Raw genomic sequence first — 17,320 nt, 5'->3', positions numbered from 1 at the left:
TTCATTTACATGAATGCTTCAGTTGGTTGCGAGAGCCGAGGAATGGCAAAATAATGCCGGACAAAATTATCCGCGCGCGCCTTATCGCACGAAAAGATAATTTTATGAAGGCAGATGAAGCGATTTTTTCGCCGAATTCCGCAATCCAACTGAAACATTCAGGTCAGAGTCCGTCTGAGGGAGAAGACGACACGAACACAATAACAGGAATATCCAAACGGGCATGGCCCGCGGTTTTTTTGTGCCTGAGCCTGCCGGCTTGCGTGGCGCTGGCCGGCGAAACTGCCGCGCCGGTAATCGATGGCGAGGGCTATCTGGCCTTCTCCGACGGCGCGCCGCTGAGCGGCTATCGCGCGGACGAGGACATGATAACGCGCTATTTCAAGCGAGCCGAGCCGAAACTGAAAGAAGTCGAGGAAGCGATAGGGGACGGCGACGACATGCTCTACAGCGCCGCGCTTTTTTACTACCGCGCGCTACAGCTTCAGAAAAATGACAGCTCGCTCAATGTTATGTCGCCCTCGGAACTGGCCAATATCCGCTCCTATTGCGATTTCGGCTTTGAGGGCATAAACTGAGTGTTTCAGTTGGATTGCGGAATTCGGCGAAAAATCGCTTCATACTGCCTTCACAAAATTATCCCTTCGCGCAGTGAGGCGCGCGCGGATAATTTTGCTCGGTATTATTTCGCGCTTTTTCGCCTCGGTCCTCGCGCCAACTGAAACTTTCAGGTTAACGGGCAATCCGCAGATTGATCACAGATTTTCACAGATTATCCGGACTTTTCTTTATAAACAACACTCTGCGGATGCTTCTGTGGTGTTTCCGAATCCGCTTTTTTGTAAGTGTGCGCCGCTTTTTGATAGCCTGTCTTGGATGAAAATAGAAATAGCCGTCCCCGTTCTTAACGAGGAAAGGGAACTGGAACCCAGCATTCTTAAAATGCTGTCCCGGCTGGAAGGCGAGGAATTTTACAAGCGCCATGACTGGAAGCTGATAATAGCCGACAACGGCTCCTCCGACGGCACGTCCGGGATAGCGGCGGGCCTTGCCTCGCGTTTTCCGGTGCGGGTCGGCTTTGTGCGGGTGGAGCGCGCGGGGGTGGGGCTTGCGCTGAAAACCTGCTGGGGCGCCTCCCGCGCCGATATAATCGGCTATTTCGACCTGGATATTGCCACGGACCTGCGCCATGTCCGCCAGGCGGTGGAGGCGGTAGAATTAGGCTGTGACCTGGTCTATGGCACGCGGCTGCACCGGGACAGCAGGGTATACGGGCGCAGCCTCTGGCGCGAGACAACATCCCGCGTTTTCAACCTGCTGCTAAGGACTTATCTGGGCGCGAAATTCTCGGACGGGCAGTGCGGCTTCAAATTCCTGAAACGCTCCGTCTATGAAACCCTGCTTGGCGCGGGCGCGCAAAGCGACGGCTGGTTTTTCGCCACCGAGCTGCTGATGGCCGCGCAGCGCGCCGGACTGCGCATGTGCGAGCTGCCGGTTGACTGGACCGACAGCAGCGACAGCCGCGTGAACGTAATCCCCCTCTCGCTGGAATACCTCAAAGCCATGCGCGCGCTAAAACGCCGCGTCCCCGCCGGCAAATCCCGCTGTCCAACTGCAAATTCAGGGCGGGGGGGTTATCGCTCCCGGTAGCCCGGCAGTTCCCGCGCCTGCGGGGAATGGGCAAGCTCCACGGCTTTTTCCACGGAGCCGTCAAAATCATCCTCAAGCTCGCCGCGCGAAATGCGGCTTCTGAAAAAATCCGCCCACCGGAATTCGGCGAAGGGCCTGTCGCTTTTATCGTAGCCGCCCGCCTTGCGCACGAAATAGGCCAGGCTGCGGTAAATGTCGTTTTTAAGCCCTTGTATGTGTTTGGGTATGTCGGAATAGGGGCGCAGGTGTCCGTTTTCATCGTACGGGTACACCCAGCGCCTGGCGGACATCTCGTTCCAGAAGGCGTCTTTATCGTATTCCGAAAAATCCGCTATGATACTGCAATAAGTGGAATCCGCCCCGGCTTCAAAAAGCGCGCGGGCCAGATGATGGTGGTCCACGATATAGTATTTGCCTTTCGGTCCCAGCACTGCGGGTTCCGGGTTTTCCTTTTCAAAGCCGCGCAGTTCTTGTTTGCCCAGTTCGGCCAGCTTGCGCGCCTTCTTTTTGACTTCCTTCATGCCGACTGAAATTTGCGTAGGGCGCAGGTCCGCCATGTCGCATTTTTCAATGCCGCCGCACAGCGCGCGGGAGGGGAGAAGCGCCGCCAGTAGTATTGCCGCTATATATCTCATGGCAATATTTTCCCAAAAATCCGCGGGCGGCGCATGGGTCCAAAGTCCCGATGTATTCGGAAAGTGCGGTTGGACGGCGGCGCGGAGGGGGTCAGGGATGCCTTGCCAGGAAATCCGACAGCAGCCGGCAGAAGGCGGCGGGACGCTCCAGATGGGGAATATGCCCCGCCCCGCGCATAAGCGTAAAACGCGCTTTAGCGATGCCGGCGGCCAGCGCGCGGCTTTCATGCGGGGTTATCAGAATATCCCGCTCCCCTGAGATGACCAGAGCCGGGGCTTTTATCTTTTTCAGAATGCCCGCGCCGTTGAACGCGGCGGCAAGCCCGGCCTGCCTTGCGAACTTATCCGGCGAGGGAAGGTATTGATAGCCGCTGGCCGCCTTTACGGCGGCCTCGGCGAAATCCGGCCTTTCCGCGTAAATCTCAGGCGACAGCATCCAGGGGAACATGCACCGCCAGAACTGTTCCGTGTAACCTTCGCGCGAAAGCGTTTCCGACCAGGCGGCAAACAAAGCCCTGTCGCGCGCGGAGGCGGTGGCTGCGGTGGACTCAAGAATCAGCGCGGAAACCGCCTTCGGAAACAACGCCGCGAATTCCTGCGCGGCATAGCCGCCCATGGAATGGCCCAGCACCGCCGCTTTTTTTATGCCAAGACCGTCCAGCACCGTCTTGAGGTCGCGGGCAACGGTCTTTGCCGTAACGGCGGACGGCCCCGCCGAGCTTCTGCCGGAAAGCCGGTTATCGGTCAGGATAAGAGTGAAATGCTCCGCCAGCAGCCGCTTCACCGGCAGCCAGGAGGCTAAATCCGCCGCAAGGCCGTGCAGCAATGCCAGCGGCCTGCCCTGTCCGCAGACTTCATAATAGAGCCGGCAGCCGCCGTGGCGGATAAACCCGGAAAGTGCAGCCGGATTGCGGAATTCGGCGGTGGCTGGCGGGGCATTCCTGTGCATAATTTTCCTTACATACCCTGCGGGTATGCTCGTCAAATTCTGCGTCGGACTGTCCGCGCCATCCGCCGCCTCGGTTCTCGCAACCAACTGCAATTTCCGGGTAAACCCGGAAATTGCAGTTGGGGAATGGGTTTTGGCGGCGTTTCTGATATTAGGCATAGCGGGATGATACCGCTTTCGCGGCGGCGGGCGCAATACGCGCCGCCGCGCGTTTGCAATTCCGTCATCCGGTTGTCAGACACATTTTAGGCGGCTTCTATTAACCCGCGGCGCGCGCGCTGCTAGACTGTTTGTGAAGCGGATTTTCAATCAAGGAGGAAAAATGAGGAAAATACTTGTTGCGGCGGTTGCGGCGGCGGTATGCGCGGCGGGCGCGCGGGCGGCGGATGTGATAACGCTAAACGGGGCGGGGGCCACTTTCCCCTATCCCATATACTCCAAGTGGTTTGACGATTACCACAAGCTCAAACCCGGGGTGCAGATAAACTACCAGTCCATAGGCTCCGGCGGCGGCATACGGCAGATAACCGAGCGCACCGTGGACTTCGGCGCCACCGACGGCCCGATGAGCGACCAGCAGCTCGCCGATCCCAAAATCAAGGGCAAACTGCTGCATATCCCCACCGTGATGGGCGCGGTGGTGCCGGTGTTCAACGTGGCGGGGGTGGACAGCCTTAATCTTTCTCCCGAAACGCTGGCGAAAGTATTCCTTGGCGAAATAACCCGCTGGAACGACCCTGCCATCGCCAAAGACAATCCCTCCGCCGCCCTGCCCGGCGAGGCGATAACCGTGGTGCACCGCTCCGACGGTTCGGGGACCTCGTTCTGCTTTACAGACTATCTCTCCAAAGTCAGCAGGGACTGGGAAAAGAAAGCCGGCAAGGGCGCTTCCGTGAACTGGCCCGCCGGAATCGGCGGCAAGGGCAACGAGGGCGTTTCCGGCCTGGTCAAGCAGACGCCGGGCTCCATAGGCTATGTGGAACTGATATACGCGGAGCAGAACAAGCTGGCCCATGCCGCAGTCAAAAACGCGGCGGGAAAATTCGTCAAAGCCTCGGTGGAGGCGGTTACGGCTGCGGCGGCGGGTGTTAAAATGCCCTCTGACTTCAGGGTCTCCATTGTAAACGCCAAAGGCGAAAAGGCCTATCCCATAGCCACCTTCACCTGGCTGCTGGTGCATCAGAAAAATACCGGCGGCGCCGGCGCCATATTAAAGGACTTCCTGCTCTGGATGCTGGACGAAGGCCAAAAATCCGCCCCGGCGCTGGGATATGCGCCGCTGCCGAAACAGGTCGCGGAAAAAGCGCGCAAGCTGGCCTCCACAGTAAAATGAAAACATCCGGCGACAAACGGTTCCGTCTTGTCCTTGCGGCCTGCGGGCTGTTTGTCGCCGCGCTGGCGGTTGCGCTGGCGGTTGAGCTGTCGGTCAACTCCTCAATGGCGTGGCGCAAATTCGGGCTGTCTTTTGTATGGGGCGGCGCGTGGGACCCGGTGGCGGAGCGTTTCGGCGCGCTGCCTTTCATATACGGGACTCTGGTTTCCTCGCTGCTGGGGCTGGCTGTCGCGCTGCCGCTGGGGCTGGGCGCGGCGGTGTTTCTGGCGGAACACGCGCCACGCCGGCTTTCGGCGATATTGTGCTTTTTCATAGAGATACTGGCGGCCATACCCAGCGTCATAATCGGGCTGATGGGCATATTCGTGCTCGTGCCGGCGGTGCGCGCGGCGGAGCCGTTTCTGGACCGCTATCTGGGTTTTATCCCGCTGTTCAAAGGCCCGCCGGCGGGGGTGGGGATGCTGGCGGCGGGGTTGATACTGGCGCTTATGATGCTGCCGTATATAACGGTGATAACGCGGGAGCTGCTGCTTGCGGTTCCCCGTCCGCTGAAAGAGGGGATGCTGGCCCTGGGTTCCACGCGGTGGGAAATGTTGTGCAAAGTAAGCCTGCCGTATGCCGGTTCGGGCATCACGGGCGCGGTTTTTCTGGCATTGGGCCGCGCTTTGGGCGAGACCATGGCCGTAACAATGGTCATAGGCAACACGCCCAAAATCTCCGCCTCGCTGCTGGCGCCGTCTTATACGATGGCCGCCGTGATAGCCAACGAGATGGCGGAGGCGACCTCGGACCTGCACCTGCATTCCCTTGTGGCGGTGGGGCTGGCGCTTTTCGGCATCACCCTGGCGGTGAACGCGCTGGCTCGCATTCTGGTGATGAAGTTTGAAACGTCCGGGGCCAGAATATGAAAAAACGCAAGGCGCTGAACGCGGCTATGGCGGTTTTATGCGGGGTGTGCGCCCTGATTTCCGTGCTGGCCTTGTTCCTTATTCTGGGCTACATCGTGTTCAAGGGCATCTGGGCCGTGAACTGGGATTTCATCACCAAACTGCCCAAACCGGTGGGCGAAACCGGCGGCGGCATTGCCAATGCCATAGCCGGTTCGGCAAAGATAGTGGCGCTGGCGGCCTGCATGGGCGCGCCGGTCGGCGTGCTGGGCGGAATCTACCTGGCCGAATACGGGCGCGGCAAGACGGGCGCTTTCATAAGATACTGCTCCGACATACTCAACGGAATGCCTTCCATAATAATAGGGATTTTCGTCTATACCCTGCTGGTGCTGCCGATGAGGCGGTTCAGCGCGCTCTCCGGCAGCTGCGCGCTGGCGGTGATAATGATACCGGTGGTGCTGCGCAACACCGAGGAGTTTTTGCGCCTTGTCCCCTCCCCGGTGCGGGAAGGGGGGCTTGCGCTTGGGCTGCCGCGCTGGAAAGTTACGCTGCGCGTGGTGCTGCCTTCGGCCATGCGCGGGATAATGACGGGGGTGATACTGTCGGTCTCGCGCATAGCGGGGGAGACTGCGCCGCTGATATTCACCGCTTTCGGCAACAGGTTCTGGGACAACGGATTTTTGCAGCCGATGGCGGCGCTGCCGCTGGCGATTTTCACCTACGCCATCTCGCCGTACGAGGATTGGCACCGCCAGGCCTGGGCCTCCGCGCTGATACTGATTGCGCTGGTGCTGGCCGGCAATATCGCCGCGCGGCTTATCATGCGAAAAATATGACTGAAAAACCTATTATAGAAGTCTGCGGCCTTTGCGCCGGTTACGGCGCGGGGCCGGTTATACGGGATGTCAACATAGCCTTCAACAGGCGCATGGTTACAGCCATAATCGGGCCGTCGGGCTGCGGCAAGTCAACGCTGATACGCTGCCTCAACCGCATGCACGAGGAGTATCCGTGCGCCACGGTCTCCGGCAGCGCGAGGCTTGAGGGCTCGGATATTTTCGGCATGGACCCCGTGCTGCTGCGCCGCGACGTGGGCATGGTGTTCCAGCGGCCCAACCCGTTCCCGTCAATGTCGGTTTACCGCAATGTGGCGGCGGGGCCGCTGCTGAACGGCTCCGCCAAAGGCGCGGAGCTGGATGAAATCGTGGAAGCCAGCCTGCGCCAGGCCGCCCTGTGGGACGAGGTCAAAGACGTCCTGCGCAAGCCGGCCACCGATCTGTCCGGCGGGCAGCAGCAGCGGCTTTGCATAGCGCGCGCGCTGGCGGTAAAGCCCAGGGTGCTTCTGCTGGACGAGCCTTGCTCCGCCCTGGATCCCATAGCCACCGCCAAGATAGAGGAATTGCTGACCGAACTCAAAAAGAATCTCGCCATTGTCATAGTAACGCACAACATGCAGCAGGCGGCGCGGGTGTCGGACCGGACGGCGTTCATGCTGCTGGGCGAGCTGGTGGAGTTTGACGTTACGGACAGGGTGTTTACAAACCCGGCGGATTCGCGGACGCAGGATTATATAACCGGCAGATTCGGATAGGAGAGCGAAAATGCACAGGCATTTTGAGGAAGCCGAGGCGGAGCTTAAAAAGCGGCTGCTCTATATGGGTGGCGTGGCCGAGGGCATGATACAGTCCGCCGTAAAAGGCCTTGTAACGCGCGAGGCGGCCATGTTCCGCAACGTGCTGGACGACGAGGCCCGCGCCAACGCGCTTCATCTGGAGCTGGACGACCGCTGCATAAAAATCATCGCGCTTCACCAGCCGGCGGCATCGGACCTGCGTTTTCTGGTGGCGTGCATAAAAATCAATTCCGACCTGGAGCGTATCGCCGACCAGGCCGTCAACATGGCCCAGACGGGGGGGATACTGCTTGAATACCCCCCGCTGGACCGCAAGCTGCTGGACATTCCGCGCATGGCCGTGCTGGCGGGCTCCATGCTAAAAGACAGCCTGGACGCCCTTGTAAACCGCGATACCGAGCTTGCCCGCGCCGTCCTCCAGCGCGACGCCGAGGAGGACAAGCTTAAAAGCGAGGCTTTCCACGAGCTGATGCAGCTTATGCAAGCCGATTCCTCCACGGTGCAGCGCGCGCTGGGGCTGATTCTGATAGCGCGCAACCTGGAGCGCATCGCCGACCATGCCACCAATATCGCCGAGGACGTGATTTACATGGTGCTTGGCAAGGACATCCGCCACCCGATGCTGGACTCGTCGCAGCGCGCGGAAAACGCCGGGAACTGGCGGGATGCTCCCGCGTAGAATTTTCGGGCAAACCCATTCTCCGCAGCTGGCAGCGTGAACCGGGGCGGCGGCTGGCGCGGACAGTCCAACGCCGAATTTTGCTGTCCGGCTGCAATTGCCGGGATAGCGCGCTCCCGCGCCGGCGGCGCGGGAGCGCGCCGCGCTCAGGCCGCTTTAGCCGCCGAATCCGGCGGCGCGGAAGCGGCGCCTATCCCCGCGCGCAGTCCCATAATAGCCAGCGACTGGGCCAGTTCCAGCACCGTCTGGTTCTGCGCCGCGCCGCGCAGCCACTCCAGCAGCCCGGCTATGCCGTCCAGCCCGCAAAGCTGCCCGGCCAGCGCGGCCAGCGACTGGAGCAGCATCGCCCCCGCCGCGAGGTATGTCTTTTTGCCCCTTAGAAACCGCTGCGCGGCGGAGAAAATCTCCCCCGCTTTTTTCGGCAGCAGCAGGTTCAGCAGGAATTTCATTTCGCCTCCTTTTGCTCGAAGTGGCAGAAGTCCCTTAATTTTTTCCAGCTTCCGCCCCATACTATGCCCGTTTCCAGCGCCATCCCGCCCAGCGGCTCGTAGGCCCGGGCGTCGGCGCGGTATTTGCCGCCGTCTATCACCGCCAGGTCGAACGCCCGGGACGGGTCCGAATTATGCGGCGAGAGTTTGCGCACCCCGTCGCAATTGGTCAGCACCGGCCCGGGGCGGGAGCGTCCGGACTGGTAGAGTTCCGCCTGCTCCGCGGGGGAGCGGCGGGTGCATACCAGTATAACCTCGCGCCCGGGAAAGCGGCGCATGTATTTCTCCCTCATATGCAGGTAGGCGCGCTGCAGGTCTTTTGTCAGGTCGTTTATGTCTCTTGACGGCATTATCGTATCCCCCTCATCTCTATGTCCAGCAGCAGGCTGATGTCGCGGCTGGCGCGCTCAACCTGCTGCCGTATAAGCGCCAGCGCCGCGTCCAACTCCATGCTTTTGCTGTCCTGCCGCCGGCGCTGCGCCGCCAGTTCGGCGCGGAGCTCGTTTATCTGACGCTGGCCCGTGGCCACAAATGTCGCCAGCGAAGACAGCGGCAACAGCAGCATCAGCAGCCAGATAACCGATTTCAGACGCCGCACATCCACCGTTACGGTGTCCGGGCTGCCGTTGGGCCTGGCGTCAAACAGTTTTTGCACGAGTCTGCTCATATCATAACCCAGGGGGCGCGTTTGCGCATGGTTACGGCGCCCCCCTTGAATAAACCCCTATCCACGCGCCCGCCGCCGTTCCGGTGGCGACGAATATGTCAAACGCGCTGTCGGAAGACTGCACCCTGCACGTCGCCGCAGGCGAGGCCGAGTATGACGCGCAGGCCATGCTTCTTATATCGGCATGGGTGGCCGCGCCGTAGTCCACTGTCCCTTTGATGGTCGCGCTTGTGGAGAATGTCCCGGTCCCCATGCTGGCCGAGCTGAAGCTGGCCGTGGACGCCACCACCCCGAAGTCCGAGTTGATGGTGCCGTACACGTCCAGCGCGTAGGATGCCGATGGGAAGTATTTCCGCACCCCCACCGAATACGGCCCGAACGGCGTCGGCCCCGTCGCCAGAAGAGTTTGTCCGAACACCGACAGCCCGCCAAACCCCGGGTCGAGGGAGGAGCCCACGATTACGTTGGAGGAAGTGTATATCCCCCCGTATGAATAATACGCCGCGTCGCCGTGGACCGACAGGCGTCCCGGAATTCCGAAGGAGCCCATCTGCACGTCGCCGCTGAATGCTCCGGTGCTGGCTCCTATGCCATATGCAAACGACGGCGATGGGCCGGTGAACGTCTGTTTTGCCGTCCAGGTGTGCGCGCCCGTCTGCGTTGCCGCCAATACCGGGTTCGGATATGTGCCTGAGAGATCTCCGCCCGCGCCTCCGGCGGGCGCGATGGCGATTGCGATATTGGTGGCCGAAGTGATGCGCCCCTTGGCGTCAACGGTAAGCTGCGCAACCTGCGTTGCGTTGCCATAACTTCCGCTTGTTACCCCGCTGGCCGCCAGCGCGGGATTGGGATAGGTCCCGCTCAAATCCCCCGCCGCCGCACCGCCGGACTGCACGTATGTGGCCGCCAGCGTCGGGTTAGGATAGGTCCCGGTCAGTGCGCCGCCCGCCGCCGTGGTAGTGTAAATCCCGTTGGTAACGGTGGCCGCGTTGCCGGTGATGCTGCCCGCAATGGAATTGCTGAATGTCTGCGTCGCGCCCCAGGTGTGCGCTGCGGAGTAATGCGCCGCCGCTATCGCCGGGTTGGGGTATGTGCCGGCCAGTTCGCCCGCCGCCGTTCCTGCGGGGGAAACGCCGTTTATCGCCACATTCGTCGCCGCCGTAACGCGGCCCTTGGCGTCCACGGTGATTTGCGCGGACTGCGCCGCGCCGCCGTAACTTCCGCTTATCACGCCGCTTGCCGCCAGCGTGGGATTGGGATAGGTTCCCGCCAAATCCCCCGCCGCCGTCCCGCCGGACTGGACATATGTCGCCGCCAGCGTCGGGTTAGGATAGGTCCCGGTCAGTGCGCCGCCCGCCGCCGTGGTAGTGTAAATCCCGTTGGTAACGGTGGCCGCGTTGCCGGTGATGCTGCCCGCAATGGAATTGCTGAATGTCTGCGTCGCGCCCCAGGTGTGCGCGGCGGAATAATGCGCCGCCGCTATCGCCGGGTTCGGATACGTGCCGGCCAGCTCGCCCGCCGCCGCACCTGAAGGCGGGGCCGCGATTGCCACATTGGTGGCCGAGGTGACGCGGCCCTTGGCGTCCACGGTGATTTGCGCGGACTGCGCCGCGCCGCCGTAACTTCCGCTTGTTACCCCGCTTGCCGCCAGCGCGGGGTTGGGATATGTCCCGCTCAAATCCCCCGCCGCTGTCGTGGTGGTGTAAATGCCGTTGGTAACCGTCGCCGCGTTGCCGGTGATGCTGCCCGCGATGGGATTGCTAAACGTCTGCGTCCCACCCCAGGTGTGCGCGGCGGAGTAATGCGCCGCCGCTATCGCCGGGTTGGGGTATGTGCCGGCCAGTTCGCCCGCCGCCGAACCGCCGGAGAGCACCACGCCCGTCAGCCCGGAGCCGCCGCCGGAAAATTCGGTCGCCGTTACGGCGCCGGCCACCTGCAGCGCGGTGGACGGGGAAAGTGTCCCGATGCCGACTTTCCCGTTCCCAAGCAGCGCCATCAGGGGTGCCATTGTCCCTGCGTTGGTGTAATCGTAAAACCTCATTCCGCCGATAGAACCGGCGCCGCGGTTGGCTATTATATCCACTTCACCGCCGCCGCCGGAATAATTCCAGCCGATTGCCGCCTTCCCGGTATTGGCTAACGGCGACAAAAGCGTGTCCGTGTACAGATTCAAACCGCCCAGGGCCGGAAGCCCCGACACATTCAGGGCAAGTCCCGCCGCGGGCGCGCCGCCAATGCCTACATTGCCGGTGAAAGTCTGCGCCGCGCTCCACGTATGCGCGGCGGTTTGCGCCGCCGCCAGCGCCGGATTGGGATAGGTGCCGCTTAAGTCCCCCGCCGCCGCGCCGCCGGAAGCGTTGATTGAGCCGACCGTGAGCGCGCCGGAAATATTGCCGGTTCCCTGCACATCCAGATTGAATTGCGGAGTCCCTGTGCTGATTCCAACCCTGCCGCCGTCCGTTGCCGTGAACAGGTAGGCGCCTGTTTTTTTAACGCTCAAAAGCCTGTTGTTGCCGCTGGAGTGCGGAAAGTCCACCAAAAGCCCGGAATCCGCATTCCCGCCGCCGTCTGCCGAGCCGTACGGCTGGATGCGAACTATGGGATTGTTTCTGTTGGTGTCCCCTCCAATCAGAACGGATTGACCGGAGTTTATTGCAGTCGTGGAAAGACTGACCAGGCTTTGCATGTTGACGCTGCCTGAAAACGTCTGCGCCGCGGACCATGTGTGCGCGGCGGATTGCGTGGCGGCCAATGCCGGATTGGGATAGGTTCCGGTCAGCGCGCCCCCGGCGGGTGTGGTGGTGTAAATCCCATTTGTAACCGTCGCCGCGTTGCCGGTGATGTTTCCGATTATGCCCTGCGCGAATGTTTGCGTTGCCGTCCAGGTGTTTGTGGAACTAAGCAGGTTCTGCACGCCCACTCCGCTTAAATGCGACCCGTCGCCGAAAAAGGCAGACGCCGTTACCGAGCTTGCCACCGCCAGCGGTCCCTGCACCGTCGCCGAGGATTTCAGGGTTATGCCGTTGGCCGTGATTCTGCCCCCGTTGCCCTGAAGTATTATGGTGGGCGAGGCCGCAGTGGAGCTGGAGGCGGCAATCAGGGCCTGCCCCGACAGCGAAAGCGTGGCTTTCCCCGTTCCGGTTGACATGCTCACCCCGTAGTAGGCGGACTGCGCCGCCGCATTGGCCGGGAACAGAACCGCCAGAAAAACAGCGCGTCTTATCATATTATCCAACCTCCGTTGTTGTCGCGGGCGCGCCGCCTATGGCGATGAACCCGCCGTCGCCCACGTTGGCGTCGCCCATATACGCCATAAGCTGCTTTAAGTCCGAGGCTATGCACAGAAACGGCTGCCCCGGCGCGCCGGCGGCGAAGCTTTTGAGCATCCCGTAATCGGCCACTCTGATGCCTTTGCCGTCGGCAAGATAATTCAGGTCGGCCATCAGGACATCGGCGTCGGGAATATCGCCGTTTTGTATGTTGTTTGGCAGCGGCATCACAGCACCTCCGTAAGGTCCAGTTCCGTGGAGAAGTTTTCAAGGTCGTGGATTATCCCTTCCACCCGGAACAGGCTTTTCCACGCGCAAAGCCGGGCGGCGGCGAAACCGTCGCCGTGCCAGCGAAGCTGCGCCATGCCGTAGGCGGCTCCCGCGTCGCCCCAGCGCCAGGCGCGCAGAACCGCGTTGTCGGGCAGGGAAAGGCTTACCGCGTCGCCCAGTTCCAGGTGATGCAGGAAACGGCATTTGACGGTTATGCGCCTGCGCGCGCGGGAGCAGTAATTCCACACCGCCGGCGCCACGGCGTAGGCAAGGTCCACGTTATCGGCGGGAAGGAAGTTCCCGCCGGAAATCTCGTAGGTGCGCGTCCCGCAGCGCTGCTGCGACGAGGGCGCGGCGTCGTTTTGGCTTTCGCAGTCCGCCGTGCGGGAGTAGCCGCCAAATGCCACCACAATGCGGTTGTAGACCCTCTCCGCCCCCGACGACATATTGTCCGCGGAAACTACCGCGTTTTCATCCAGCGCGGCAAGCGGCGGCCCGCCTTCGCCGCGCGGCCTGAATATGAAAGTCTCCGCCGCGTCAAAACCGCATTCGCAGCAGGAGATTTTGGCCAGCTCCTCAAGCGCGGCCCGGCAGGAAAGCCCGCTCATGTCCGCCAGGGAGATGGTTACGCGCGAGGTGAAATACTCCGCGCTCCACGACAGCAGCACGGGCGTTTGCGACGGCGGGTTAAGCTGGCAGGCCGCGTTCCAGCGCAGTTGTATATAGCGTCCGCCCGCCGCTATCGCCGCGCCGGGGGAAATATCGCTCCAGCCGGACCAGTTCTGGCCGTCGGCGGAATCGCGTATGGAAAAAGACGAAGTTGTGCCCGCCGGAACCTGCCGGGACGCGCCGAACCGGCCCCAGCGCAGCAAATCCGCGCCGCCGTCTATGACGGGGCTTGTGTATGTCCCCGGCGTATACCACTGCATTGCGAAACTGTTATAGAGCAGCGACACCCCCCCGCCGCCGGCATACCACATCGTCTGCCAGAACCCGCCTTCCGAAAACTGCTCCTGTCCCGATTGCGGGAATATGTTCCGTATCCCGTATGAGAATTGAGGCGCCTCCACCTGCCGCGCGGAAACCCCCGCCAGGTCCAGCAGCGCGTTTACGGTCTGCTCCACGGTTTTGTCGCGGAGCCAGCGGCGGTAGCTTACCCACAGCGACTGGCCCGAGGAAAGCGGCTGCGCCAGCGTTATTTTCGCGCCCAGTTCGTATTGGCTTAGCTGGCTGACCGAGAAATCCGCGCCCGGCATAAGCTCCTGCGCGTTTTCCGGCCCGTCGGCGGTCTGGCCGCGCAGAACCCTGTCCATACTGCCAACTCCCGGATTCTGCGTGGTGAATTCCGTACCGGAATCGGAGCCCGCCGCCTCGTTTTCAGTGAACTGCGCCGCGTCCTGCGCCGGCGACAGGTCCAGCCGCGACATCGGGCTTATGACCGTGAACTGCGCCTTCCGTTCGTCCGGCAGCAGCGTTATCCCGTCCGAGATATAGCCGCAGAATACGGGCGACAGCTCGGCGGAGCCGTCCTCCAGCAAAACCCCGGCTTCTATGACTATGCGGCTCATCGCGGCGGAGGTTCCGTCGGGGAAATAGCCTTCGGGGTTGCCCTCTTTCCACTGGTTGCGCTCGTTGCGGACGGTTAAGGCGCAGTTGGAAAGCGACCAGACGTTGTAGCCTTCCGCGTCCAGCTTGAAATTTATGCGCCCGCATTCCGCCATATCGGCGGTGATGTCCTGGCCCGCGCCCAGCTCGTAGGCGGAGCCGTTCCATAACCTCCGTTGCAGCGTAGCGCGCTTTACATAAGGCGGCTGGGCGCTCATCAGCGCGGACAAGGCGGCAGGGGTTATCTGTCTCATCAGCGCTCCGTAAGCTCCAGCGAGACGGAGTATAACCCCGTCCGCCGGTCATAGCTCTGCTGCGGCGGCGCGCTCTGCGCCAGCTCCAGGGTTTTGTCGGCGCCGTCTTCCGCGCAGAGGTTGACCAGCAAATTCTCCTCCAGCGCGGCCAGCAGCGCGTCCCTGTCGGCCCGCGCCAGGTTGTCGGCTTTGAGCGAGGCGGCGGTTTTGCGGTACTGCCGCCAGGTTACGAGTTTGCCGCCGCAGAGGTAATAGCTGCCGCCCTTGTCTTTGCACGAGAACGAGACGCCGGTCAGCGCGCGCGAAAAATCGGCCAGGTTTTTGCAGAGTTTCAGCTCGCCCAGCCGCTTTTCGCCGTCCGGCGGATTGGTTTCGCTTATGGTGAGCGCAAACCCGCGCGCCGCCACCGGCGCGGCAAGCTCGGCCAGCACGTTTGCGGCGGTGATGCCGGAAAGCGCGCATTCGGCGATGTTATGCCACTGCCCGGCGCAGTCCTGCCATTGCGCCGAGATTGCGGCGGCATTGGTGTTTAGCAGCAGCACCCGGTCTATCTGCCGCGTTACCGGATTGCCCCACCGGCTGCGGAAGGAAACGGATATTGTTTCCGCCGTTCCCTGCCCGGAACCGGAGGACGACCATTGCGGCGACAGTTTGCCGTCATAAAGATATGCCAGCCTCCCCCCGCCGCTTGAGGCGGTTACGGCGCAATTTTCATCCAGCCAGTTGGCGCTGAAAAGCTTCACCGGATTTGTCATAGCGCGCCCTCCCCGGACCTTGCCAGCCCCACTTTGTAGCCGACTTTCGCGCTTTCCACCGCCCAGGCGACGCCGCGCCGGGCGGCGTCTGCTATGGTTTCGGCTATGGCGCGCGCGTCCTGCGCCGACGACGCCGCGCCGCCGCTTATGGTAACCGGCGCGTTGACGGTAACGTTGATTTGCCCGCCCGCGCCGCCGGACATGGCCGCGGCCTGCTCCCGGTTGAGGACATATTCCCCGCCGTGCACCAGCGCGGGCACCGGCGCGCCCGCCGGCCCCGGCACCGGCCCGCCCGCGTCAAAGCTCAGGAATTTGCCGAAGCCGCCGAACATGCTGCCAAAGCCGCCGCCGGTCAGCAAATCCAGCGCGCCGTAGACGGCGGCCTTGGCCGCCATTTTTTCCAGAGTGGAAAAGAAGGCGTCCTCTATGCTTTTGAACACCCCCTCGCCCAGCTTTTCCAGGTTCAGGAAATCCCCGCCGGCGGAATTGAAAAAGTCATGCACGTATCCGGCGGCCTTTTTAGTCGCGCCGCGCGCGGTGGATTCCAGAGTGTCGCCCCACAGTTTCGCCGCCTCCGAGGCGGAAAGCAGATATTCCTGCTCCTCCCTTATAATATCGGCGAAGTCGTCCGCGTCCGGGCCGGTCAGCGAGGCGGAGGCCTGCGCGGCCCGCGCCGGCGTCCGCGCGGGCGCGGCATAAGCCGCGCCCGCGGCACGGGCCAGTTCGCCCGCGCCCTGCGACGCGGCGGCCAGGTCCTGCCGGAAGGAATTGATTCCCCTGTCGTCGTAGACGGTGCGTATAAGCGCGTTGACGGTGTAATCGTTCATGTTCTCGCTCCTATGCCCATCGCGGCCAGTTCTCCCGGCGCGGCCTCTCGCCGCGGTTTTTTGGGCCCCGCCGCCGTCTTGCAGGCCCAGGCCAGCCAGCGCGGCGTTTTCTCCGCCGTATCCTCGAACCGGCAGCCGAATTGACGCGCCGCTAGCGCGAAGGCGGCGCTGAGCGCGTCGTCAAAATCCGCGCCGCCCGGCGAAAATTCGCGGCTATAAGCGGAAAGTCGTTTATTTCCGCCGCCGCGGCGGCCAGCTCGGAGGCGTCGCGCGCCGTCATCTGCGCGCACAGCAGCCGGGTCTCCTCCCTGCCGTCTATCAGCAGGCGGGCGATTTCGTCCATATGCGGCAGCGCCGCCGCCGAAAACGCGGCTATGGCCGTTATATTGTCCGCGCCGGAGGCCAGGGCGGCCTTGACCTCGCCGGACATGCCGGCCAGCAGCCGCATCAGCTCCACGGCGCGGCGCACGGACATCTCGCTCATGGCGAAATCGCCGCAGGAGAGGGAAAGCTTCCTGCATCTGGGGGTTATGGCGTCTATAGGGTTCATATCAGGCCGCCGTGAAGTTGGCGAAATAAGGCGCGGCCAACCGGTTGCCCGCCGCGTCTTTCACGCCGGTGGTCAGAACCAGCATGTAGCTTCCCGCGCTCCAGTTCGCGGCGGGCGTGAAGGAGAGCGTCTTGCTCTGCGCGCAGTAAGACAGCGCGCCCGCCACCAGCGCCGCTGGGGCGGAGCCGTAAAGCGCCATCACCGTCGCGTCCGGCGCGATGCCGTAGCGCAGCGAGCCCTCGTCCATCAGCCCCGCCTCGGTGAATGTGATAGTCAGCGGGTTTTTAGTCCCGGCGGCGACGCCGCCCCCCGGCGCGGGAACGGTAAGCGCGGCTGCGGGCGGCGTGCTGTCCGCGCCCGAATCGCTCACGCAGCCGAAGCGCTGCGCGGCGGGATGCGCGGTGTCGCAGAGCACGTCAAACTCCACGTCCACGACGGTTTCGCTGTCCAGCTTGTAGGCCTGCGAGGTTTTGCCGGTGGGCGAGCATTTCCAGAAAGTGTATTTTCTCAGGCTGCCGCCGGGGCCTTTGACGTTTATGTAGAGCGTGCGGTACTGCGCCCCCTCCTTGGAACCGAAGGAGAAGCCGCCCCCGCCGTCCGGATAGCCGAAGGCCAGCGCCATGTTGGAAAGGGTGGCCTCCGCCAGAGAGAGCTTGACTGTCATCTTCTCGTCGGTGGGCACCATGTCCACCGCGCCGAGCGCCTGGTCCACCTTCACGGCGTATCTGTTTTCGTCATGCGCTATTGCTATGCCGCCTTTTATATATCCCGCGTCCGCGGCGGAGGATTCCTGCGCGCCCTGCGCGGCGATTTTGAGCGTTCCCTCGCTTTGCATTCCCACGACTATGTTGGTGACGTTTCCCATG

19 protein-coding genes are annotated in these 17,320 nt (G+C 62.5%); 7 read left to right on the top strand and 12 right to left on the bottom strand.

What is annotated here, in order from left to right:
• Positions 1-263 precede the first annotated feature (263 nt).
• A complete protein-coding gene (locus WC421_03595) occupies positions 264-578 on the top strand; it encodes a hypothetical protein (GenBank protein MFA5161308.1) in 315 nt (104 codons plus the stop codon).
• Between the two features lie 298 nt (positions 579-876).
• On the top strand, positions 877-1,650 hold the full coding sequence (locus WC421_03590) for a glycosyltransferase (GenBank protein MFA5161307.1): 774 nt from the start codon (positions 877-879) through the stop codon (positions 1,648-1,650).
• Here WC421_03590 and WC421_03585 read toward each other — a convergent pair.
• Both WC421_03585 and WC421_03580 read right to left on the bottom strand, forming a co-directional pair.
• On the bottom strand, positions 1,635-2,285 hold the full coding sequence (locus WC421_03585) for a ParB/Srx family N-terminal domain-containing protein (GenBank protein ID MFA5161306.1): 651 nt from the start codon (positions 2,283-2,285) through the stop codon (positions 1,635-1,637). The genes WC421_03590 and WC421_03585 overlap by 16 nt on opposite strands.
• Positions 2,286-2,376: 91 nt before the next feature.
• Entirely contained in the window at positions 2,377-3,234 is an 858-nt protein-coding gene (locus WC421_03580; GenBank protein MFA5161305.1) for an alpha/beta hydrolase, read from the bottom strand.
• Positions 3,235-3,556: 322 nt separating this feature from the next.
• Here WC421_03580 and pstS point away from each other — a divergent pair, with 322 nt between their 5' ends.
• The 5 genes from pstS to phoU are packed head-to-tail and all read left to right on the top strand — an operon-like array spanning position 3,557 to position 7,769.
• Positions 3,557-4,567, top strand: a complete 1,011-nt coding sequence (gene pstS, locus WC421_03575; GenBank protein MFA5161304.1) for a phosphate ABC transporter substrate-binding protein PstS — start codon at positions 3,557-3,559, stop codon at positions 4,565-4,567.
• Entirely contained in the window at positions 4,564-5,475 is a 912-nt protein-coding gene (gene pstC / locus WC421_03570) for a phosphate ABC transporter permease subunit PstC (GenBank protein MFA5161303.1), read from the top strand. The genes pstS and pstC overlap by 4 nt, the downstream gene beginning before the upstream one ends.
• The gene (pstA, locus tag WC421_03565; protein ID MFA5161302.1) at positions 5,472-6,293 is read left to right on the top strand and encodes a phosphate ABC transporter permease PstA; all 822 of its coding nucleotides are present in this window, start codon (positions 5,472-5,474) and stop codon (positions 6,291-6,293) included. Before pstC ends, pstA begins: the two co-directional genes overlap by 4 nt.
• Positions 6,290-7,048, top strand: a complete 759-nt coding sequence (gene pstB / locus WC421_03560; GenBank protein ID MFA5161301.1) for a phosphate ABC transporter ATP-binding protein PstB — start codon at positions 6,290-6,292, stop codon at positions 7,046-7,048. Before pstA ends, pstB begins: the two co-directional genes overlap by 4 nt.
• Before the next feature lie 10 nt (positions 7,049-7,058).
• Entirely contained in the window at positions 7,059-7,769 is a 711-nt protein-coding gene (phoU, locus tag WC421_03555) for a phosphate signaling complex protein PhoU (protein ID MFA5161300.1), read from the top strand.
• A 146-nt stretch (positions 7,770-7,915) separates the two neighbouring features.
• Here phoU and WC421_03550 read toward each other — a convergent pair whose 3' ends face one another.
• The 10 genes from WC421_03550 to WC421_03505 form a co-directional block, all read right to left on the bottom strand.
• Positions 7,916-8,218, bottom strand: coding sequence for a hypothetical protein (locus WC421_03550; protein MFA5161299.1), 303 nt, complete (start codon positions 8,216-8,218; stop codon positions 7,916-7,918).
• Complete coding sequence (locus WC421_03545) at positions 8,215-8,607, bottom strand: M15 family metallopeptidase (GenBank protein ID MFA5161298.1); 393 nt, start codon at positions 8,605-8,607, stop codon at positions 8,215-8,217. Before WC421_03545 ends, WC421_03550 begins: the two co-directional genes overlap by 4 nt.
• The gene (locus WC421_03540) at positions 8,607-8,924 is read right to left on the bottom strand and encodes a hypothetical protein (GenBank protein ID MFA5161297.1); all 318 of its coding nucleotides are present in this window, start codon (positions 8,922-8,924) and stop codon (positions 8,607-8,609) included. Before WC421_03540 ends, WC421_03545 begins: the two co-directional genes overlap by 1 nt.
• A gap of 31 nt (positions 8,925-8,955) precedes the next feature.
• Complete coding sequence (locus WC421_03535) at positions 8,956-12,150, bottom strand: hypothetical protein (protein ID MFA5161296.1); 3,195 nt, start codon at positions 12,148-12,150, stop codon at positions 8,956-8,958.
• Position 12,151: 1 nt separating this feature from the next.
• Positions 12,152-12,421 (bottom strand): hypothetical protein, encoded by a 270-nt coding sequence (locus tag WC421_03530; protein ID MFA5161295.1) that lies wholly within the window; start codon positions 12,419-12,421, stop codon positions 12,152-12,154.
• Positions 12,421-14,322: a hypothetical protein gene (locus tag WC421_03525; GenBank protein MFA5161294.1), complete on the bottom strand. Its 1,902-nt coding sequence runs from the start codon at positions 14,320-14,322 to the stop codon at positions 12,421-12,423. The genes WC421_03530 and WC421_03525 overlap by 1 nt, the downstream gene beginning before the upstream one ends.
• Positions 14,322-15,077: a hypothetical protein gene (locus WC421_03520; protein MFA5161293.1), complete on the bottom strand. Its 756-nt coding sequence runs from the start codon at positions 15,075-15,077 to the stop codon at positions 14,322-14,324. The genes WC421_03525 and WC421_03520 overlap by 1 nt, the downstream gene beginning before the upstream one ends.
• Complete coding sequence (locus WC421_03515) at positions 15,074-15,904, bottom strand: hypothetical protein (protein MFA5161292.1); 831 nt, start codon at positions 15,902-15,904, stop codon at positions 15,074-15,076. Before WC421_03515 ends, WC421_03520 begins: the two co-directional genes overlap by 4 nt.
• Positions 15,905-16,055: 151 nt before the next feature.
• The gene (locus WC421_03510) at positions 16,056-16,454 is read right to left on the bottom strand and encodes a hypothetical protein (GenBank protein MFA5161291.1); all 399 of its coding nucleotides are present in this window, start codon (positions 16,452-16,454) and stop codon (positions 16,056-16,058) included.
• Position 16,455: 1 nt separating this feature from the next.
• Positions 16,456-17,319: an Ig-like domain-containing protein gene (locus WC421_03505; protein ID MFA5161290.1), complete on the bottom strand. Its 864-nt coding sequence runs from the start codon at positions 17,317-17,319 to the stop codon at positions 16,456-16,458.
• Between the last annotated feature and the right edge of the window lies 1 nt (position 17,320).

The organism is Elusimicrobiales bacterium (genome assembly GCA_041651175.1).
Lineage (GTDB): Bacteria > Elusimicrobiota > Elusimicrobia > Elusimicrobiales > Elusimicrobiaceae > JAQTYB01.
The sequence above is the reverse complement of the archived record's forward strand: the minus strand, read 5'-3'. Positions and strand labels throughout refer to the sequence as shown.